This window comes from Parabacteroides sp. MSK.9.14 (assembly GCF_019041495.1).
GTDB classification, from domain to species: domain Bacteria; phylum Bacteroidota; class Bacteroidia; order Bacteroidales; family Tannerellaceae; genus Parabacteroides; species Parabacteroides merdae.
Map to the genome: position 1 here is coordinate 31,817 of NZ_JAHPXO010000034.1, position 21,034 is coordinate 52,850.

General features: G+C 46.2%; 19 protein-coding genes. 13 read left to right on the top strand and 6 right to left on the bottom strand.

Going from position 1 to position 21,034, the window contains the following annotated elements; all coding sequences use genetic code 11:
- Window positions 1-27 precede the first annotated feature (27 nt).
- From xseB to folE, 9 genes are all read left to right on the top strand, one after another.
- Complete coding sequence (gene xseB / locus KTG12_RS16435) at window positions 28-216, top strand: exodeoxyribonuclease VII small subunit (protein ID WP_005640546.1); 189 nt, start codon at window positions 28-30, stop codon at window positions 214-216.
- Window positions 216-911, top strand: a complete 696-nt coding sequence (locus KTG12_RS16440; RefSeq protein WP_122116386.1) for a 2-C-methyl-D-erythritol 4-phosphate cytidylyltransferase — start codon at window positions 216-218, stop codon at window positions 909-911. The genes xseB and KTG12_RS16440 overlap by 1 nt, the downstream gene beginning before the upstream one ends.
- A 10-nt stretch (window positions 912-921) precedes the next feature.
- Window positions 922-3,018 carry an ATP-dependent DNA helicase RecG gene (gene recG, locus KTG12_RS16445; RefSeq protein ID WP_005640548.1) on the top strand — a complete coding sequence of 699 codons (2,097 nt, stop codon included), beginning with the start codon at window positions 922-924 and terminating at the stop codon, window positions 3,016-3,018.
- Between the two features lie 211 nt (window positions 3,019-3,229).
- Window positions 3,230-4,474: a peptidoglycan DD-metalloendopeptidase family protein gene (locus KTG12_RS16450; RefSeq protein WP_005650771.1), complete on the top strand. Its 1,245-nt coding sequence runs from the start codon at window positions 3,230-3,232 to the stop codon at window positions 4,472-4,474.
- A 142-nt stretch (window positions 4,475-4,616) separates the two neighbouring features.
- Window positions 4,617-5,174 (top strand): DUF1599 domain-containing protein, encoded by a 558-nt coding sequence (locus KTG12_RS16455; protein ID WP_005640556.1) that lies wholly within the window; start codon window positions 4,617-4,619, stop codon window positions 5,172-5,174.
- A gap of 3 nt (window positions 5,175-5,177) precedes the next feature.
- The gene (locus KTG12_RS16460; protein ID WP_005640558.1) at window positions 5,178-6,458 is read left to right on the top strand and encodes a BT_3928 family protein; all 1,281 of its coding nucleotides are present in this window, start codon (window positions 5,178-5,180) and stop codon (window positions 6,456-6,458) included.
- A 32-nt stretch (window positions 6,459-6,490) separates the two neighbouring features.
- A complete protein-coding gene (gene tpiA / locus KTG12_RS16465; RefSeq protein WP_005640560.1) occupies window positions 6,491-7,249 on the top strand; it encodes a triose-phosphate isomerase in 759 nt (252 codons plus the stop codon).
- A gap of 103 nt (window positions 7,250-7,352) precedes the next feature.
- The gene (locus KTG12_RS16470) at window positions 7,353-7,844 is read left to right on the top strand and encodes an SPOR domain-containing protein (protein ID WP_138273254.1); all 492 of its coding nucleotides are present in this window, start codon (window positions 7,353-7,355) and stop codon (window positions 7,842-7,844) included.
- Between the two features lies 1 nt (window position 7,845).
- Entirely contained in the window at window positions 7,846-8,439 is a 594-nt protein-coding gene (folE, locus tag KTG12_RS16475) for a GTP cyclohydrolase I FolE (protein WP_005640563.1), read from the top strand.
- Between the two features lie 669 nt (window positions 8,440-9,108).
- Here the strand turns inward: folE and KTG12_RS16480 are convergent.
- The 5 genes from KTG12_RS16480 to KTG12_RS16500 all read right to left on the bottom strand — a co-directional run bounded on the left by KTG12_RS16480 (window position 9,109) and on the right by KTG12_RS16500 (window position 15,986).
- Window positions 9,109-10,317, bottom strand: a complete 1,209-nt coding sequence (locus KTG12_RS16480; RefSeq protein ID WP_138273255.1) for a hypothetical protein — start codon at window positions 10,315-10,317, stop codon at window positions 9,109-9,111.
- Between the two features lie 131 nt (window positions 10,318-10,448).
- The gene (locus tag KTG12_RS16485) at window positions 10,449-12,362 is read right to left on the bottom strand and encodes a DUF349 domain-containing protein (protein WP_022322353.1); all 1,914 of its coding nucleotides are present in this window, start codon (window positions 12,360-12,362) and stop codon (window positions 10,449-10,451) included.
- A 174-nt stretch (window positions 12,363-12,536) separates the two neighbouring features.
- Window positions 12,537-13,772, bottom strand: coding sequence for a sodium ion-translocating decarboxylase subunit beta (locus KTG12_RS16490; RefSeq protein WP_005640579.1), 1,236 nt, complete (start codon window positions 13,770-13,772; stop codon window positions 12,537-12,539).
- Window positions 13,772-15,682, bottom strand: coding sequence for a biotin/lipoyl-containing protein (locus KTG12_RS16495; RefSeq protein ID WP_122206210.1), 1,911 nt, complete (start codon window positions 15,680-15,682; stop codon window positions 13,772-13,774). Before KTG12_RS16495 ends, KTG12_RS16490 begins: the two co-directional genes overlap by 1 nt.
- Before the next feature lie 22 nt (window positions 15,683-15,704).
- Window positions 15,705-15,986, bottom strand: a complete 282-nt coding sequence (locus KTG12_RS16500) for an OadG family protein (protein ID WP_155144309.1) — start codon at window positions 15,984-15,986, stop codon at window positions 15,705-15,707.
- 182 nt (window positions 15,987-16,168) lie between these two features.
- Between KTG12_RS16500 and KTG12_RS16505 the strand changes: the two genes are divergently transcribed.
- Window positions 16,169-17,134: a tetratricopeptide repeat protein gene (locus KTG12_RS16505; RefSeq protein WP_122116373.1), complete on the top strand. Its 966-nt coding sequence runs from the start codon at window positions 16,169-16,171 to the stop codon at window positions 17,132-17,134.
- A 798-nt stretch (window positions 17,135-17,932) separates the two neighbouring features.
- Here the strand turns inward: KTG12_RS16505 and KTG12_RS16510 are convergent.
- Complete coding sequence (locus tag KTG12_RS16510; RefSeq protein ID WP_240142646.1) at window positions 17,933-18,973, bottom strand: hypothetical protein; 1,041 nt, start codon at window positions 18,971-18,973, stop codon at window positions 17,933-17,935.
- Between the two features lie 208 nt (window positions 18,974-19,181).
- Here KTG12_RS16510 and KTG12_RS16515 point away from each other — a divergent pair, with 208 nt between their 5' ends.
- The 3 genes from KTG12_RS16515 to KTG12_RS16525 form a co-directional block, all read left to right on the top strand.
- Window positions 19,182-19,409 (top strand): NVEALA domain-containing protein, encoded by a 228-nt coding sequence (locus KTG12_RS16515; RefSeq protein WP_005650753.1) that lies wholly within the window; start codon window positions 19,182-19,184, stop codon window positions 19,407-19,409.
- A 1-nt stretch (window position 19,410) separates the two neighbouring features.
- Window positions 19,411-20,466 carry a BF3164 family lipoprotein gene (locus tag KTG12_RS16520; protein WP_216945483.1) on the top strand — a complete coding sequence of 352 codons (1,056 nt, stop codon included), beginning with the start codon at window positions 19,411-19,413 and terminating at the stop codon, window positions 20,464-20,466.
- Window positions 20,467-20,473: 7 nt separating this feature from the next.
- Window positions 20,474-21,034, top strand: a 561-nt coding sequence (locus KTG12_RS16525) for a TlpA family protein disulfide reductase (RefSeq protein ID WP_371745258.1), incomplete at its 3' end; no start/stop codon positions are given.

Here is a 21,034-nt window from a genome sequence, read left to right on the forward strand (position 1 = left end):
TAAATCATAAATCAAAAACCCCCCATCATGGCAGAAACATATAATGAAGCAGTAGAGAAACTCCGTAAGATCGTTGCCGATATAGAGAATGGCGATCTGGACGTTGATATTCTTTCTGAAAAGGTAAAGGAAGCGACCCGATTGATCAAATTGTGTAAGGAGAAACTTTACAAGGCAGACGAGGAGGTCAAGAAAGTTTTGGAGGAACTGGAATGATGAAGAGATATGTCTTGATAGTCGCCGGAGGTCGCGGGCTGCGTATGGGAAGCGACTTGCCGAAGCAGTTTATCCCGATGGAAGGAAAGCCAGTCCTGATGCATACGTTGGAGGCTTTTCACCGCTGGGATGCGTCTGCCGGTCTGATCCTGGTACTTCCAGAAGATCACCAACCTTATTGGAAGATGCTTTGCCGGGAGATCGGTTGTAAAGTCCCGCACCGGATTGCAAACGGAGGCGAAACGCGTTTCCATTCTGTTCGCAATGGATTGAATTTCCTTTCGGATGAGATTGGAAATGCAGCCGGAAGGGATGAAAAGATACTGGTGGCTGTGCATGACGGGGTACGACCTTTTGCCGCACCTGAAGTTGTTGAGCAATGTTTTGCCGAGGCCGAAGTGTCGGGAGCTGCTATCCCGGTCGTGCCTGTGGTCGATTCTCTCCGCGAGTTTTCCGGTGAGTCGAGCCGCCCGGTCGATCGTTCGCGTTATCAGGCGGTGCAAACCCCGCAGGTTTTCGATTATGATTTGCTTTTGAAAGCGTATGAACAACCTTACTCGGAGTTTTTTACTGACGATGCTTCAGTTGTGGAGGCTTTCGGACATACGGTCAAGACTGTTCCGGGAAACCGGGAGAATATAAAGATTACGACTCCGTTCGATCTGTTGGTGGCAAAGGCGCTGCTTGCAAAATAAATATTTGTATATGCTCGATCTCGACAAACGTTCCATCATGTATCTGCCGGGCGTCGGCCCGAAAAAGGCGGAGATATTGCAGAAGGAAGCCGGTATTTCTTCGTATGAAGATATGCTGTTCTACTTTCCGTACAAATACATTGACCGTAGTCGTTTCTACAAGGTGGCAGAAGTGACTGGAGATATGCCTTATATACAGATGAAAGGGCGTATCTTGTTTTTCGACACGGTAGGTGAAGGGCGTACAAGGCGGTTGATCGGGAAATTCACGGATGGGACGGGCACAATCGACTTGGTCTGGTTTAAAGGGATTAACTATGTTTTGGACAAGATCAAGACTGGCGTTGATTATATCGTATTTGGCAAACCGACCGAGTTCGGGCATATCTATAATATTCCCCATCCGGATATAGACCCTCTGGATCAAGCGGATAAGGTTGCCAACGGGCTGACACCATTCTATAATACGTCCGAGAAGATGAAAAAGTCGTTCCTTAATTCGCGGGCGATTCAGAATTTGCAGTACACTTTGTTGAGCGGTTTGAACTGGACGTTGCCTGAAACTCTTCCTCCGGATGTCTTGAACCGTATCCGGATGATGTCGTTTCCGGAAGCGATACGGAATGTGCATTTTCCCGAATCGGTCGATAAATTGCGGAAAGCACAGTTGCGCTTGAAGTTTGACGAACTGTTTTTCATCCAGTTGAATATTCTCCGCACTTCCAACCTGCGCAAACTGAAGTTGAGAGGGATTGTCTTTCCTTCCGTTGGAGATTATTTCAATACGTTCTATAAAGAATATCTACCTTTCGAACTGACGAATGCGCAGAAACGTGTTGTCCGTGAGATTCGTGCCGATATGGGAAGCGGGCGTCAGATGAACCGCCTTTTGCAGGGAGATGTGGGAAGCGGGAAGACTTTGGTCGCTTTGCTCTCCATGCTGTTGGCGGTCGATAACCATTGCCAGGCTTGTATGATGGCGCCGACGGAGATTTTGGCAACCCAGCATTATGCGACAGTCATGGGGTTTCTGAAAGATATGGATATAAAAGTAGCCCTGCTGACCGGCTCGACGAAAAAGAAGGAACGGAATAAGATATTGCCGGCTATCGCGAGCGGGGAGATCCAACTCGTGATCGGGACACATGCTTTGATTGAAGAGACGGTTGTCTTTTCCTCTCTCGGTCTGGCGATTATAGACGAACAGCATCGCTTCGGAGTGGAACAGCGTTCTCGGTTGTGGACGAAAAATGCGGTTGTCCCTCATGTCCTGGTGATGACTGCGACACCTATTCCCCGTACGCTTGCCATGACTTTATACGGCGATCTGGACGTCTCGGTGATCGATGAGTTGCCACCCGGACGCAAACCGATCCAGACCGTGCACCGCTATGATAACAAGAAAGCGCAACTTTACGACTTTCTCCGTAAGGAAATCGGACAGGGCCGGCAGGTCTATGTCGTTTATCCTTTGATCGAAGGCAGTGAGAAGTTGGATTATAAGAACTTGGAAGAGGGGTTCGAGACATTCAAAGAAGTTTTCCCTGAATATAAGGTATGTATGGTTCACGGAAAGATGAAAGCGGCCGACAAAGAGGCGGAAATGCAGAAGTTTATTTCCGGCGAGGCGCAGATATTGATGGCGACGACCGTGATAGAGGTTGGCGTGAACGTGCCGAACGCTTCCGTGATGGTCATCGAAAGCGCCGAACGTTTCGGTCTTTCCCAGTTGCATCAGCTTCGTGGACGGGTGGGACGTGGAGCGGAGCAGTCATATTGTGTGCTTGTCTCTTCCTATAAACTGAGCAACGAGACACGCAAGCGCTTGGAAATAATGGTGAGCAGCAATAACGGATTTGAGATTGCCGAGGCCGATTTGCGTCTGCGGGGCCATGGTGATCTGGAAGGGACGCGTCAGAGCGGAGAAGGGATAGACCTTAAGATCGCGAACTTGGCAGCCGATGGACAAATCCTTCAGTATGCGCGTGATATAGCTCAGGATGTTTTGAACGAAGACCCCGATTTGTTATCCGAACCTAATCGGATATTGAACGAACGCCTGAAAACTCTCTTCGCAAAGAAGGTAAACTGGGGAATGATCAGCTAATATGTTGTGAAACATATTTTGTTTTAATTGTGTGTAAATCAAAGGGTAAAAAGTTCGCTTTTGCTTTTCTTTGGTTTCATTGCGGAAATTTTTCGTTATTGAATTTTGCCGGCTTATCCAAAATTACGAACTTTGACGAGATAACGGTGGAATAAACCATTCTATATCATGATTTTTCATCGTGAAATTACTGTCGAAAGTGATAAGAATAATGAAGATACGAGCATTACTGTTTATTTGTTGTACCACTATTCTGGTATCAGCTGTTGAAGCTAAGATAAAAGAAGATGAAGGAGCTCCGAAGCAAATCGTTCATATTGAAAAGATGGATAAGCGTGTTTCCGAATTGATGGCAGACCGTGTTAATATCCGGAAGAATATGGAACTGAAGGAACTTGCGACCCTCAGCGAGATCGAAATGGAAGAAAAGGAGAACTTGATGTTTCCCGCTGATGAATTGTACGGGTCCAATTGGGAGAACCGTTGGGTTGATCCGTTTCGGGGAGCTGCGAAGGTCAATTTTCCGGATTCGTTTGCGATAGACTGTTCCTCCTTTGTCTATCCTATCGCCATTGATTCTATGGCAAGGATCACCTCTAAATATGGTCCCCGTCGTCGTCGTATGCATAAAGGAATAGATTTGAAGGTGTTGAAGGGCGATACGATCCGTGCCGCTTTTAACGGTAAGGTTCGTATCAAGGCTTTCGAACGTCGCGGATATGGCTATTACGTGGTGCTTCGTCATCCGAATGGATTGGAAACGATCTATGGACATTTGTCTAAGATTTTGGTTGAAGAAAACCAGATCGTACGTGCAGGCGAGACGATCGGATTAGGCGGTAACACGGGACGATCTACCGGTTCTCATCTCCACTTTGAAACCCGCTTTTTAGGACAAGCCATTAATCCGGCTGAAATCATTGACTTCGAAAATGGCGTCCCTCATCAGGATACTTATGTTTTCCATAACGTAAAAATCAACGGGCGCAGAAGCAATATCTATACTTCTTCTTCCGATCGGCTGGTTTATCATCGTGTGAAATCGGGTGATACGTTGGGCAAGATTGCCCGAATATATGGAACCAGCGTGAATGAATTGTGTCGTCTGAACGGTCTGAAAAGCACGTCTGTCTTGCGGATCGGACAGTCTATTCGTTGCAGTGCCGGCGCGGTCACCTCTGCTAAAGCCGGAACGTCGAAACCGGCTGCTTCTGCTAGCGTAAAGCAAACCGTGAAGACTACGGTCGCGGCAGATGCTGCAGCTGTCGCTTCTATCAACCAGACTTCTGATGCCGGGCGGCAAGAGGCTACTCCGGTTTACCATCGTGTGAAATCAGGCGATACGTTGGGGGCTATTGCCGCTAAATATGGTACGACAGTCTCTAAGCTTTGTGAATTGAATGGCATTACGAAAACGACGATTCTGAAATTGGGCCGTTCGCTTCGCTGTTCTTGATTAAGAGTTGGCTGATATGATATAAAGGGCTATTCGTTATGTGCATACGGATGGCTCTTTTTATTTCCGGCTAAAGTAGCCTCTCTTTTGGTCAGATATGGATTTATCCGTATCTTTGTACGGATGTAAATGCTAAGAAAGTATGGCTGATACGAAGGAACAATTCGAAAAAGTAATATCCCAATGCCGGGAACTGTTTGAAAAGAAGTTGAAAGATTACGGTCCCTCGTGGCGAATCATGCGTCCGCAGTCGCTGACCGACCAGATATTTATTAAGGCAAACCGGATTCGCAGCCTTGAGATAAAAGGAGTGAGCATGGTGGATGAAGGTATCCGTCCTGAGTTTGTCGCAATCGTGAACTATGGGGTTATCGGCTTGATACAATTGGCAAAAGGATTTGCCGATACGACGGATATAAGCAATGAAGAAGCGCTGGCCTTGTATGATAAATACATCACGGCAACCAAAGAGCTGATGTATGCCAAGAACCATGATTACGGTGAGGCATGGCGCGGCATGCGTATCAGTTCCTATACGGATCTGATCCTGATGAAACTTTATCGTACGAAGCAGATCGAGAGCCACGGAGGCAAGACGATCGTGTCCGAAGGCATCGATGCCAACTATATGGACATGATCAACTATGCGTTATTCGGCCTAATCAAGCTGGAGTACGGAGAAGAAACAGTTGAAAATTGAAAGTTGGAAGTGAAGAATAAGAATGCCGTTTTAAAGATATTGGCAGAATTGTGCCGCTTGCTGATCGGAGTTGTATTTATCTTCTCCGGTTTTGTCAAGGCGGTCGATCCGATGGGAGGGGCGATCAAGATCGGTGAATACCTGGCTTCCTTCGGACTGGATATGTTGCAGCCTTTTACGGTATTGTTGTCTTTCAACCTTTCGGCAATCGAGTTTGCGCTCGGTGTCTGTATGCTGCTGGGAGTGTACCGGCGGTATGTCTCTTTTCTTATCTTGATATTTATGGCGTTTATGACGCCGTTGACTTTGTATCTGGCCCTTTTCGATCCCGTATCGGATTGCGGTTGTTTTGGGGATGCGCTGGTGATCTCCAATTGGGAAACGTTCTTTAAGAATATCGTACTCTCTCTTGCCGCTATTGTTACGTTTATTTATAACCAGCGCTTGTTCCAGTGCTTTACTTTCCGGGCATATTGGTTTGTCGCTTTGTATGCTTACCTGTTCGGTGTCGGTTTCGCTTATTATAATTACAATCATCTGCCTGTAATCGATTTCCGTCCGTATAAGATCGGTGCGAATATACCGAAGTTGATGGAAATGCCCGAAGAGGCTCCGCAGGATGAATACAAGTACACGTTTGTGTATGAAAAAGACGGCGTGAAGAAAGAGTTTTCGCTTGAAGACTATCCGGCAAACGACAGTAGCTGGACATTTGTGGATTCGAAGACGGAATTGGTCAAGAAGGGCTATCAGCCTCCTGTTGCCGCTTTCAATATTTACAATGGAAAGGGAGATGATGTGACGGAAGAGATCATCGGAAACCCCGGTCCGGTTTTGCTGCTTGTCGCTCCGAAGCTGGAAGAAGCGGACGACGAGCAGATGGATGAGATCAACGGCGTGTATGACTATGCGCTCGAACATGATATCCCGTTCTATTGCGTGACAGGTTCTTCGCCGGAGGCGATCGATACCTGGAGCGACAATACAGGGGCCGAATATCCTTTCCGGATGGCGGACGAGGTACTGCTTAAGACGATTATCCGTTCCAACCCCGGTCTGGTGCTGCTGAAAGGCGGTACGATACTGGGCAAATGGCACTACAACGATATTCCGGCTGAGGAAGAGGTCAAGGCGGTTATGGATCGCTGCTTGGACGAGAGCAATATAAAAAGTAAAGAAGATGGGACCCTTGCAACCAACCTATTGACTTTTACCGTACCTTTGCTGCTTGTTTGGATGTATGACCTGCTGCGTTTCAGACGCAAACGGAAAGAAAAGAAATAACTATTTGTATTACATATTTAATTAATTAAGTCATGAGAAAGAATATTGTTGCAGGAAACTGGAAGATGAACACTACCCTTCCTGAAGGTCTTGCTTTGGCAAAAGGCTTGGATGAAGCTCTTAAAGGTAAAACTCCTAACTGTGATGTGATCATCGGTACTCCGTTCACTCACTTGGCAAGCGTTGCTGCTGCTATCGACACGAACAAGATCGGTGTTGCTGCTGAAAACTGCGCAGACAAGGAGAAAGGCGCTTACACTGGCGAAGTTTCTGCTGCTATGGTTGCTTCTACAGGTGCAAAATATGTGATCCTGGGCCACTCCGAAAGACGTGCTTACTATCACGAAACTCCGGAAATCCTGAAAACAAAGGTTGAATTGGCTTTGGCCAACGGTCTGACTCCGATCTTCTGTATCGGTGAAGTGCTGGAAGAAAGAGAAGCCGGCAAGCATTTCGAAGTGGTAGATGCTCAGATCAAGGGCTCTTTGTTCGACCTGTCTGCTGAAGACTTCGCTAAGATCGTTCTGGCTTATGAACCGGTTTGGGCTATCGGTACAGGTAAAACCGCTACATCCGACCAGGCAGAAGAAATTCACGCTCATATCCGTGCTACTCTGGCTGCTAAATATGGTCAGGAAATCGCCGATAACTGCACGATCCTTTACGGTGGCAGCTGTAACGCAAGCAACGCTAAGGAACTGTTTGCTAAACCGAACGTAGACGGTGGCCTGATCGGCGGCGCTTCTTTGGCTGTCGATAAGTTCATGCCTATCATCGAAGCGTTTAATTAATTGATAATTGGCAATTGGCAATTGACAATTATTCCGGGGAATTCACCGGGGAGTATATTGTCAATTGTAATTGTCAATTGTCAATTGTCAACTGTCAATTGATATGAAATATATCTTGTCTTTATGTATATTGCTTGGTGCATCTGCTTTGTCCGCTCAGACGGATGGCGGTGGACAGGTGGAAGACATCATTGACGCCTTGCAGGAAAGAGTTCCCGGAAAGGGGACTGTTACGGTGCGCGGGTCGGATGCTCTCCGTAACATGCTCGGCAAACGGCTGCATGGTGAGGGGGTCGAAAAGACTGATAGCGCGGCCTTTCTGAAAATACAAGGCTATCGTACACAAGTGTTCTCCGGTAATAACCAGCGTAAATCCAAAGATGAGGCTTTCCGGAAAGAAAAAGAAATTAAGGAACTTTTCCCTGATGTCCCGACTTATGTGACGTACAATGCTCCGTTCTGGCGTCTGCGTATCGGTGATTTCCGTTCGCATGAAGAGGCTTATCACATGCAACGTCTTCTGATGGATGCATTCCCGACCTATAGGAAAGAGATGTATATCGTTAGGGAAGAAGTCAAAATCCCATTGAATTGAAATGAGTGAAGAAGTAAACGAGAAGACTTTGCTGGCCCGCGAAGAGCTGGCCGGCCATTATAAAAGTATTATCAATCTGCTTGGTGAAGATGTAGACCGCGAAGGTCTGTTGAAAACGCCCGAACGTGTAGCCAAAGCCATGCAGTTCCTGACCAAAGGATATCATGAAGATCCGGCAGCCGTGCTTCGTGGCGCCATGTTCAAGGAAGAGGACTACAAGCAGATGGTGATTGTAAAGGATATCGATTTCTTTTCTCTTTGTGAGCATCACATGTTGCCCTTCTTCGGGAAGGCCCATGTCGCTTATATCCCTAAAAAATATATTACGGGGTTGAGCAAGATTCCCCGTGTCGTGGATATCTTCGCCCGCCGTCTTCAGATTCAGGAGCGATTGACCATGCAGATCAAAGACTGCATTCAGGAAACGCTCGATCCGTTAGGCGTGATGGTCGTGATCGAGGCACAACATATGTGCATGCAGATGCGTGGTGTCGAGAAGCAAAACTCCCTGACTACAACCTCCGACTTCACCGGATTCTTTCAACAGGCCAAAACGCGCGAAGAATTTATGAATCTGATCAAACATAACCGGTAACGACGTCGAAGATCAGAGGATAGGTCGGCATGAGTGTCGGTGTTCTTCTGCATTTCTTTATTTTGTCATGTTTGGGGGGTAAACAGACTTTTCGCCATGATTCGCGAATTGCCTTCACCTGTATGCGCAATGGTCTGATTGTTATTATATCGGTGGGTGAAGCCGAGTAGCAAAAGTGCCTTCACTGCTTATGTTTGCTTTCATCGGAGAGCAAGCCGGATTTGGTGCATCCCATTTAAGTGACAGTAGCCGTGTTTCTGTTGCAAAACAGCCTAATCATTTACCTTTTGCCCTTGGTCGAATATGTTTTCGCCCTTGGTCAAAAGCCTTTTCGACACTTGTCAAAAGCCTTTTCGACTAAGGGCAAAAAGCAAAGGAATGATAGCTTTTGATGTAATTGATTGTTTGTTTGCTTATTAGTTAAGGTTGTTGCACTTTTATCTTTCACTTAAATATTGTGGATGTAGTGCAGGGAGACATGACTAACTTGAACCAAGACGAGACACTGGGTGAAGCCGAATCTTGTTTTCTCCATAAACTTATTTTTATCCTCCGATTACCCTGTGAAGAACGAACGCTATAAACAAAACAAGCCCCTGAGGACGGTAATTGCCTTCGGGGGCTTCGTCGTATATTAAATACAGGATTGAGGAGGGAGGGATGTTAGAATCAGAAAACCAGTATGTAGGCCCTGTATTTGGTTTCTTTTGTGACCGGGCAGAGAGAAATATATCCTTCTTTTATTTTCCCGTCTTTCATTTCAAGCGGATAAGCCTTCTTCATAAAGCAATGTTGCTCGTAGGCTTCTCCCGGTTTGCTTGTGTAAGTGATGCGCATGTCACCCCGGGCGTTGGGAGCCAGGTATTTTTGGCTGATGCGCAAAGCTACCATCCCCATTGTGTAGCGCATGTTCACTTCTATGCAGGGATGTATGGTGAATTCGCCGTTTGCTTTTTTGCGGTAGACCAACATGTCCACGCCCAAGTAACCGGTATAGATGTTTCCGTATATCTGCCGGATCGCCTCTCCGACAGTTTCTTTCAGTTGCTGGAATTTGTCTCCGAAGTTTTCAACAAAGAAGCTTTCCAGATATGTCTGTTCGCCCAATACATTTCCGGAATAAGCTCCTTTCTTTTCAGCTCCGAATACGGAAAGCCCTTCATAGCGTATGTTCCCGTTTCCGTCTGAATAAAATTCCATCGCGAAATCCTGGTATTTGTCCAGTGCACATTCTATGCTGACACATCCCTGTTTGTTCAGTGCCCCTTCGATCCAGGTACGGTCTTTTGTAGTCAGTTTGCGTTCCGGTAGCCAAAGCAGTCCCCTGCCGGAAGATGAATAGGGAGTCTTCAGTATGAAGGGAGCATTCTGGAGGATCAGGTATTTTTCCACTTCTCTTACTTTTTTGCAGAATTTAGGTGATACCGGTACATCCATATCAGGTAGGAGTTCTCGTATTTTGTCCAGACATTCGGCAGCAGTCTGGCGGCTTGTCAATCGGGTATATTCTTCTTTCCATTCCGGGATCGTAAGGTTAAGGTTACCGCTTTTCCGCAGTTTTTCAAAAAGAGAATGGCTATGTGGGGAAAGTCCCCAGGGAGCTGCTTGCATTTCGGGCAGGCTGTCCTTCTGTTTTTCGATCTCCTTGCGTGAGATTAGCTTGGCAAACGGCCTGAACTCCTTCGGTTGTAAGGAGAAGAAACGAGGTGAAACGATCTCTTCGGTAAAAACAAAATCCTCCGCGTCTGCATACCAGACGGGAAGATAAGATAACTCCCTGATCATTCTCTGCACGTTTGCAGGTGGAGTGTAATTTTCAGAGCCTTGTAGTATGGCGGTTTCGTGTCCTGGGTTAAAAAAATGTATTTTGGATTTCATACTATATGTATATAAATAGGGATATAAATTAGGCACGGATTACACGGACTGCACGGATTAATTATTTTTCTTTCCGTGTGAATCCGTGTAATCCGTGCCTAATTTATATCAGTTTACGGGATTTTTCCGTTTTATTCGAGGTTCTCGTCGATGGCATCTATCTTTTTAATGATGAGTGCCATTTCGTCTTTTAGCTTGTCGATCTTGCGTTCCATCTCTTTGAGCAAGCCGCCGCCGCCTTTGGAAGAGATGCTTAGGAACCCGATGTTGTTTTCGTAAGTTTGAAGTTCGTTCTTCATCCGTTCGTACATGCGCATCAGTTTTTCCCGTTCTCCGTAAAGTTTCCCTTTTCCCCGTTCGCCGTTGCTCATATCGCTGAGACTATTGCGGAAAGTCTGCATCTTGCGGTCGTTCTGGTCGACTTTAAGACGGTCGAACTGTTTATCGACAGCTTCGTGATATTCCTTGTAAATCTTGTCTTTTTCTTTAAAAGGGACATGGCCGATTGCGTTCCATTCTGCCATATATCCTTTCAAGGTAGCAAGTGCTTCGTCATGGTCGGCTTCGTCGATTGTGTTGATCTTTTCGATCAAAGCCTTTTTAGCAGCTAAATTCGTTTGCTCCACGCTCTTTTGGGAAGATACATTCTTGTTCTTCTGTTCGAAGAAATAGTCGCAAGCCGTGATGAAGCGCTTCCAGACGGCATCGGAATGTTTGCGGGCTACCGATCCGATCGTCTTCCATTCTTTTTGCAAGGCGATCATCTTTTCGGTTGTGCTCTTCCAGTCCGTACTGTCTTTCAATGCTTCGGCTTTTTCACACAAGGCTTTTTTCAGTGCGAGATTCTTTTCCATCTCGTCCTTTATATTCTTGTAGAATTCGCTTTTGCGGTTGAAATAAACGTCGCAGGCTGCGCGGAAACGTTCGAATATCTTCACGTTCGATTTCTTCGGGGCGAAGCCGATCGTTTTCCATTTGTCCTGCAAGGCAATTACTTCCTTATTTTTTTCTTCCCAATCTTTGAATGATTTCAAAGCCGGGAAATCGATGTTTTCTATCTGTTCGCAAATGGCTGTCTTGGCTTCCAGGTTTTCCTGTTCCTTCGCTTTCAATCCTTCGAAATGCTCCTGATGGCGTTTGTTGATGATTGTGGAAGCGGCTTTGAAGCGGGACCAGAGGTCTTCGCGCAGTTCTTTCGCTACCGGACCGATTTCGCGCCATTGCTGGTGTAGTTTCTGAAGCTGATGGAAAGCGGATATGACATCCGGTTCCGTTTGCAGTTTCTCGACGGTTTCGCAAAGAGCCGTTTTCATTTCCAGATTCTTCTTGAAATCGTAGTCGCGGAACTGGTTGTTTATTTTGATGATGTCATAGAACATCTCGCTGTATGTTTGGTAGTTCTTCCACAGTTCGCTGACGTGTTCCTGCGGAACGGCTTTCACTTCTTTCCATCTTTGCTGGATGTCCTTGAAATCATTATATAATTTGTTGAAATCTTCCTGGCTTTCGGTCAATGCTTTCAGCTGGTCGATCAGTTGGAGTTTCAAGGCATAATTGGCCGCTTTAACCCGTTCTTCCTCGGCAAGGATGGCAGCCCGTTTTTCTTTGTAGACGTTGAGCAGTTCTTTGATCTTGCTTTCGGTTTCGTCTTCGGGAGCGACAAAATCCTTTTCTTCACCACCGGCTGTGAGGAATGCTTTCTTCAATTCGTCCACTTCGCTCCGGTGGATTTTGTAATAAGCCTGTTTGAGTGCTTCCACCTCGTTGCGTGTCGCGTCTGCCGCCGCTCCTACCAAACCGGTCAGTTTCTCCAGAATTTCTTCTTTCGACAATTTTCCCGTAGTCGCAACGGTTTCTTCACCTGCCGCAACTTCGTCTGTTTTGACTTCTGCTTCAGATGTTTCTTCTGCTGCAACTTCAGCGTCCGTTGTTTCGTTTGTTACAACTTCCTCCGCCGTGTTTTCCGGTGTTGTTTCCGGAGCCTTAGTTTCTTCCAATTTGCCGTTTTCTTCAGTTGGCAAATTAGCTTCGTGAGTGTCCTTCATATTCAATCGCATTTAGGAAAAGGATAAATGTATCCTATATCAAGTCACAAATTAAAGTAAATATTTTGGGATTACAGCATTTGGAAGCAAATAATTTGCAGGTAGATGTTAAATTAGGCACGGATTGGAGCAAATTCCATGAAATCCGTGCCTAAATATAATCCGTGTTTGAAATTATCCTAAGAACGAGATCAATACGCCGGCGGCTACGGCAGAACCGATAACGCCGGAGATGTTGCTGGCCATGCAATATTGAAGCACATGGTTCTTGGGGTCGTATTTCAATGCTATCTCATTTGCCACGCGGGATGCCATCGGTACGGCGCTCAGTCCGGTTGCTCCGATCAGCGGGTTGATTTTCTTCTTTGTGAAGAGGTTGAACAGTTTGACGAAGAAGATGCCGCCCGCTATGGAAAGGGCGAATGCAAGGAAGCCTCCGATTACGATACCGATTGTCGTGAAGTTCAGGAACGCCTCGGCTGTCATGGTCGCGCCGACCGATAATCCTAAAAAGATGGTCGCTGCATTCATGATGCTGTTCGATGCTGCATCGAACAGGCGGAATGTATTGGTTCCGATCTCTTTGACCAGGTTACCGAACATCAGCATACCGATTAATGGCACTGCACTCGGCACGAACAGGGCCACTACCGTCGTCACTACGATTGGGAAGATGATCTTCAAGACACGCAAATTTTTGATTTCCGTGGTGGACGGGTATTTCTTTTCCTGTTCCTTCATATTGATGGATAGCTCTTTCTTTGAACAAAGTAGTTTGACTACCAGTGGGATGATAACCGGAACCAGCGCCATATAGGAATAAGCGGCAATCGCTATCGGTCCTAACAGATGGGGGGCCAGTTTGATGGTCGTGAAGATGGCAGTCGGTCCGTCCGCTCCTCCGATAATTCCTAAAGAAGCTGCTTCTTTAGGCGTGAATCCCATCAGGATGGCTACCAGCAGCACGGTGAAAATACCCAGCTGTGCCGCCGCCCCGAATATGGACAGACGCAGGTTGCGCAGCATCGGCCCGAAATCTGTCAACGCCCCTACACCCATAAAGATGATAGGAGGAAGGAACCCAGTCTTGATCAGCATGTAGTAAATGAAGTTCATCAGCCCCAACTCATGCGCGATGTCATGGAGCGGCATCTCCCAAATGTTCTTCATCACTCCGTGCACGTTGATCATGCCGTTTTCGTCGGCCTGTATCACCCCCATATCGCCTCCGGGGAAGTTGGCAAGCAACACGCCGAACGCGATCGGTACGAGCAGCAGCGGTTCATACTGTTTTTTGATACCCAAATAAAGCAGTATGAACGCAATGGCATACATGATCAGAAACTGCGGTTCAGCAATGATGTTGCTGAACGCAGTCATCTCATATAGATTTTGAAATATTTCATTCATTATTGTATCGTCATTAGTACGTCATCTTCAGAAACCGCATCGCCGGAAGCTAGGCAGATCGCAGTGACTGTTCCACCAAATTCCGCACGTACGGCATTATATGTCTTCATGGCTTCCACATAGCAAAGCACATCGCCTTCCTTTACGACATCTCCTACTTTTACAGGTGTGTCGGAAGCACTTTTCACGAGGAAGAATTTGCCTTCCAGCGGCGAGAGCACTTCTTTGCCGGTACCGGCAGGAGCAGCAGCGGGGGCGGGTGTCGCGGCAGGAGCAGCCTGTGTTTCTGCCGGGACGGCATTCGCTGTGTCTCCGAATGCTACGGTTACCTTGTAGGATTGGCCGTTCACATCGACGGTCATTACTTGCGGAGTTGTCGGCATAGCCATTGCCATACTGGCCGGGGCTGCTTGTGAAGGAACGGTGGCAGGCTGGGCGGCTGTTTGCTTCTCGGCTTTTCTCTTGGCTACGTCGGCTTTGAATTCCACTTTGGCTTTTCCTGAACGGTAGGCTTCATACTGTGCCGGATGCATCGCATATTCGAAGAGTTCTTCGTCATCTTCACCCGTTTCCCATTGTTTTTCGTTCATCAGCTTGCGATACTTGTCGAGCGCGTCAGGATAGTTGTCCTGTGGGTTGCCTTCGAAGAATTTGCGTCCTTCGGCTTTCGCCTTCTCGATGATTTCCGGAGCCAACGGACCCGGCAGGCGTCCTGCCTTGCCTAAAATCATGTCCCAGATATCGTCGGCGATCATGCTCCAGCGGGCCTTCCCTTTCTCCATCTGCATCACATTCATGAGCGCCAGGTTCTTCACATACTGGCTGAACGGAGTCACTAATGGAGGGTAGCCGACACGCGGCCATACATAGGCAACTTCATCGAACAGCTTGATTAACAGCTGGTCTTGGCTCATGAGCGGCTTGTTGTTTTTGATATTGTTCTTGTTGATTGTCTCCAGGTTCTTTTCGAGGTCTGACATCAGGCTTCCCATCATGCCTCCTGGCAGGCCCGGACCGATCAGCAACGAGTTCATCAGGCGATTCTTCGGACTGATATACAAGCCGAGGAAGTCATCCATGAATTCCTGGATCAGGCTGCGGACTTTCATATAAGCCTCCATGTTGATCTCCGGCACTTTGTAGCCGGCGTCTTTCAACATCGCCTGCACGGTCAGCAGGTCCGCATGGCCTGTACCCCATGAAAGCGGTTCCATGCCAACGTCGATGTAATCGCAACCGGCGTTACATACTTCTAAGATCGAAGCCACGTTGAATCCGGGACCGGCATGGCTGTGATACTGAACCGGAATTTCCGGATGTTTTGCCTTGATGTTTGCTACGATCTGCCCCAAAGAATGCGGACGGCCGATGCCGGCCATATCCTTTATACAGATTTCATCCGCTCCGAGTTCGATCAGTTCCATCGCCATCTTGGTGTAATATTCGACCGTATGGATGGGAGAGTGGGTGATGCACAACGAGCATTGCGAGATCATCCCTGCTGCTTTCGCATATCGGATGGAAGGAGCAATGTTGCGTACATCGTTCAATCCGCAGAATGTGCGGGCGATATCTGTCCCCTGTGCTTTTTTTACCTGGTAGAACAACTGGCGAACGTCGTCAGGTACGGGACTCATACGCAGGCCGTTCAGTGCCCGGTCCAGCATGTGGGTTTGTATGCCGGCCTCATGGAACGGCTTCGTCCATTCGCGTACGGCTCTGTTTGGGTTTTCACCGAATAATAAGTTTACTTGTTCGAATCCTCCGCCATTGGTCTCTACGCGGGCGAAGCAGCCCATCTCGATAATGGCTGGTGCTACCCGTGTTAGCTGGTCTACGGTGGGAACATATTTTCCGGCAGATTGCCACATGTCACGGAAGACCAAACTAAATTTGATTTCTCTTTTCATGATATTTTATGTATAAATGCTATTATAATTTCTCGATCTTAACGACTTTGCCTTTTCCACCGGTCATAACACTTACAGCCGATACGATTGCGGCAGTAGTCTGGTTCGTGATGCCGACAGCCGGTGTGGATGTAGCCGTCTGTCTTTGTGGTGTCACTTGTTTTTTGACAATAATCTCTTCGGGCGCATATTTGTTTACCAGTACGATCAGGCCCTTCCCAAGATTGATAACGATCAGTAGGATAGCAAAAACAGTTGTCATTCCTACAATCATTAGCAAAAGTCCAGTTTCTATGTTTTCCATACTCATTAATTGACGGGAAAGCGTGCGGTTGGTGTGGCTGGCACAATCCTTCCCAAGTTAAAAATTCTGCTACAAAATTAGAAAAATGTCTGAAACTCACTTATGGATTCTTCATAAAAAATATGAAAAGGGTTCGGACTTTTCGTATCTTTGCCTCCCTGAAAACAATTTGTAATTAAATCATGGGAAACTTCTTTAAATCACTATTCTCTTCTTCTAAGGCTGCAACACCTGAAGAGGAAAAAAGCAAGAACGATCAGAAAAATTTCGATATTCTGAAATACGACGGTGTCCGCGCCCAGAAAATAGGACAGGTAGCGTATGCCATCAAATGTTTTACTGAAGCGTTGAAGTTGCAGGAGGATTTCGAGACGATGACTTATCTGGTTGCTGCCTATACGACGGCGAATAAGGCGGAAGAAGCTCTTGAGGTGCTGAACCGCATGGTGGAACTTGAACCGGATCATATCAATACGCTTCTGACACGTGTGAACGTGCTTTTCATGCTGGACAAGGATGCGGACGTGATTGTCGATTGCCGGCATATTCTCGAACTGGAAGAGACGAACCATTTGGCCTGGTTCCTGATGGGGAAGGCGAAGCGGACGACTTCCGACCCCTTAGGGGCTATTGCCGACCTGACGAAAGCGATCGCCTTGAAAGAAGATTTCACGGATGCCTATCTGATGCGTGCCCAGATATTGTTGTCGATGCTGCAGGCAACCGAAGCGCTTCCCGATGTGGAAAAGGCCATCACGCTGGCTCCGGAAGAAGAAACATCCTACTTGCTGCGCGGCCGTATCCATGAAGCGATGGGTAATATCGACGCTGCTGCGGCCGATTACCAAAATGTGTTGGAGTTGAATCCGTTCAATGACGAGGCGACGTTGCTCGTCGGTCAGCTCCTGATCACGCAGGAACGTCTGGACGAAGCCATCACTTTCTTTGACGAAGCGATCGATCTGAAACCCGATTTCGGCAAAGCATACGCTGAACGGGGCCGTGCCAAGAACCTGAAAGGAGACAAGGATGGCGCCTTCGAAGATCTGAAAAAGTCCATCGAACTGAACCCCGAAGGCGACGAAGCCCGGAAGCTGGAAGGGCAGCATACGAATTTCAACGATATGTACAAGGGCGGGATCTTCTGAGAAGGATGATTCAGATTTTACAATAACCCCCTGTTTTTTCTATTTCAACCTGAAAACCGAACCTTTTCGGGTTGTCTTTTTGTAAGCGGGCCGGAACATTTTGTGACGTGCAGACAGCACGTCTGCGCGGTTCGTCTCCGGTACATGTGTTTTTGTCAATCCGAATCTTGTTTTCCTTGACAATCCGGAAAACCTTAACTTCCGGAGAGTCGAATATCCGGATCCTGCTTGGGGATGGTGCAGGAATATGGAACGTATAAAGAGCCCGGTCTCAGGGAGGCCGGCAGCCCTTTCCCGTGACGACCGTCTTCATCGCGCTGGCGACCGTCTTCGTTGTCATGACGACCGTCTTCATGCAGGGTGAACTGCGCACTTCAGAGCCATGAAGACGGTCGTCATGGGAATTTTCTGCGCACCTCGCGGAAAATACCTCCGGAAATGTTTGTTGCCGCTGCTGGAGAAACCTTTTGGAAAGGTGGTTTTGACAGCTTTTTTCTTGTTTCTATGGGCATTTTTTACAATATTCCCAGGTTTCCCCGATATTTTTACCGGTTCAGCGTCAGGTCGGTTTCTCTAAAAATAAAACTTATTGTCATCCCTGGCTTATTGTACGGTTTTTCAAAATACCCGTTAGTCTGAATCGAAACTGTAGCGCATGAAATTAGGATTTCTACCCCATATTTTTTAAGAAACTCGTGTTTTTGCAAGATGTTGAACAACAGAAAAATACAAATATATGCCTTTTGAAGGGGGTATTGTGCGTTTTAACGTCTTTCGAAGTCTGGTGTTCTGTGTTTCTTAGATCTCTTCAGGATTACTTATTATAAGCTGATAGCCGGTTCCCCGACAAGATTTGATTTGGATAAATGGCATGGGGGCCAAGCTTTCCCGCAAGCGTACAATAGTAGCAGAGACCGCATCGCGTTCCGCTTTACCGATCTTTCCCTTTTTTAAGGCATTTCCGAGGATTTGTGAATAGATAATTTGAGGTGCTATCACTGATTGTTGAGAATTAATCAGATGAGTAAATAGCTTCAGGCCTTGCCCGCTTAAAGTCACATGTAGGTTTTTGTATTTCAAGATGCCGCTTTTCTTGTCGAACTGTAATCCGAAAGGTAAGGTCCCTTCTTTGGAAAAAGAACGGACAAAAGCGACAACCGGCTTTTCTACAATTTTTGTTTCTACAACTTTCTTTTCAAGCAATACCGCGTTTAGTTTTTTTATACCCCATTTATAACTGCCGTATAAAATTCCGACAAATAAACCATAAAAGAGTAAAAAGAGAAGGATGGAATCTGCCCGTTTTAAAATAAAGGAAAGCGGAATTTGCACAAATGCTTGTAATTCTATATTGTCTTCTATATTTTTATTCTTCCGATATATAACTGGCTTCAAAGCGGTAGCTTTTTTCATAAAAAGGCTATCGGTGTAACTTATCGTTGTTTTTTCTTTACGCTTACAACGCACCGCTGTTTGTGTTTTCATACCTAAATCTGCAAGTCTGGCGCGAAAAAGGCTATCCAGGAAAATCCGGTTCGGATCATTCAGAGACAGATAGTCCTGGTCACACCATCTTTCTTTTTCTTCATAGGAAATAGAGTCCGATAATAATAATGTCCCTCTATTGGTTTTTATCGGTATGGAACCCAATCGGGTGTTCATTTCTTTACTGATAGCATCTTGAAAAGTAGCAGAGGCTTCAGTGAAAATCTTTTTACGGCATGAAAGGAATCCATGCCAGACTATTATCAAACAAAACAAAGTCATACACATATATAATAATATGCATAGTCTTTTAAAAAAAAGGATTTTGTCTGTATGTCTATTCTCTTCTTGCATGTTGCAAAAATATAAAAAATGGACATCTATATAGGCTTTTCTCTTCAGATATATGTAATTCAAGTCCGAAGAAAACCTACAGAAAACCTACAAGAAATCAGGAAATGGCATTCTATTTATCTGTTTAATAGCGAATTGTGAAATATGTGGCACAAACCTATTGACATCCGAATTATATATCCCTACATTTACCTCAAAAACAAAAGTTATGAAAAAAAGAGTTTCAGCAGTAGTAATTGTTTTGGTTTGTTTGGGTGGAGTTGCTTGTATCAAGACATTGTCGACATCATCTGTCGGCTTGCCTCAATTGGCATTTGATAATATTGAGGCTTTGGCGTCCGGTGAGAGTAGTGCTTATAGGTGTTACGGGATAGGCGATGTCGACTGTCATGGTGATAAAGTTGATAAGATGTATAGTGGCTATAGTTTAAAATGACATGAGAATCTTCCTATACATATTATTAATAGGAATAAGTACATTAATCTCCTGCAGTGGTTCACCCGATCCTCTTTACCCTCGGTATACAACTTTTCCTGATGAGAAAATGGTAGCCACGCAGGAGATTTCTATTGATTCTGCCTTTTTCCGTTATCCCTACCGGGTAGCGGTAAAAGACAGTATCGCTATCATCATGGATTTACATAATGACAGCCATTACTTTTACGCTTTTACTTATCCGGAGTGGAAGCCGATCGCACCGTTCGGAAAGCGTGGAGAGGCCCCCGGAGAAATGCTTTCGGCAGAGATGTTCCAGTTTTCTGCATTGGATTCAGTCTGGACATTGGATGCTAACCGGATGCTGATCACGCGCTGGTCTGTCTCTCCGACGGACAAGACCGTTTTGCGCAAAGAGGAAATAAGATTAGATAAAACATTAGTTCGCTCTTTAGATTTTTATCGTACAGATTCAGCCTTTCTGATCACAGACTACTTAGGTGATTTTCGTTATCACAAAGTCAGTCATAGTGGTAAACCGATCAAAAACATAGGTAAAATTCCCACCGAAATCAGCTATGAGCAATATATTCATCCCGCCTTAGCACAAGCTTGGCGTAGCTTTACCGATTACAACCCGAAAAACGGGATATACGCGATGGCGACCCAATTGGGAGAAGCCCTTGAAATATACAATCTAAAAACTCAAACTCATAACGTTATATACGGTCCTGCCGGAGAACCTCAATTCATTGCAAAAGGAGGCGAAGGATTCCCGACCGGCATCAAAGGGTTTGTGGACATACAAGTCACAGACGATTATATTTATACCGTTTTCGATGGGATGTCCTGGAAAGAGCGGGACAAATTTTACGAACGCGGCATGTCTGCTCCCAAAGGAGGCCATTTCTTTTACGTGTTCGATTTGGCAGGAAACCCGGTTCGAAAATATACGCTCGACAAAAATATCTTGGGCATCCATATCAATGAAAAAACAAACATCGGAATTGCGACCTGCGCGGAAAGCGATAATCCGATCGTGACATTCAAATTATAACAAGAAAATGAAACAACTGCTCTACATATTATTCCTATTATTTTTGTTAGCCGCTTGCCGGGAAAACAAGAAAGATCAATTTGCCCGTCTGGTTCAGGAATGGCAGGGAAAAGAGATCGTGTTTCCGCAGGATATGGCTTTCACCCGTTTCGTCACTGAGCAGGTGGAATACCGGATACCCGATGCAGAATATAAAGTGCTGATTTATGTCGATTCAACAGGTTGCATCAGTTGCAAATTGCAACTGCCGAAATGGAAAGAATTGATCGCCCATGTCGATTCGGCAACAAACGGCAGCATCTCGTTCATCTTCGTCTTCCAGTCGAAAGACGACCGTGAGTTGCGGTACATCCTGAAACGCGACAACTTCGACCGTCCGGTCTGCATCGATCGGGACAGCCGATTGGACAAGTTGAACAAATTTCCACAAGATATCACATTCCAGACTTTCTTGCTTGATAAGAATAATAAGGTGAAGGTGATCGGCAATCCGGTGCATAACTTGGCTGTCAGGGATTTGTATTTGAAACAGATGACCGGGAAAATATCACCGGGGCGCGACCGGATC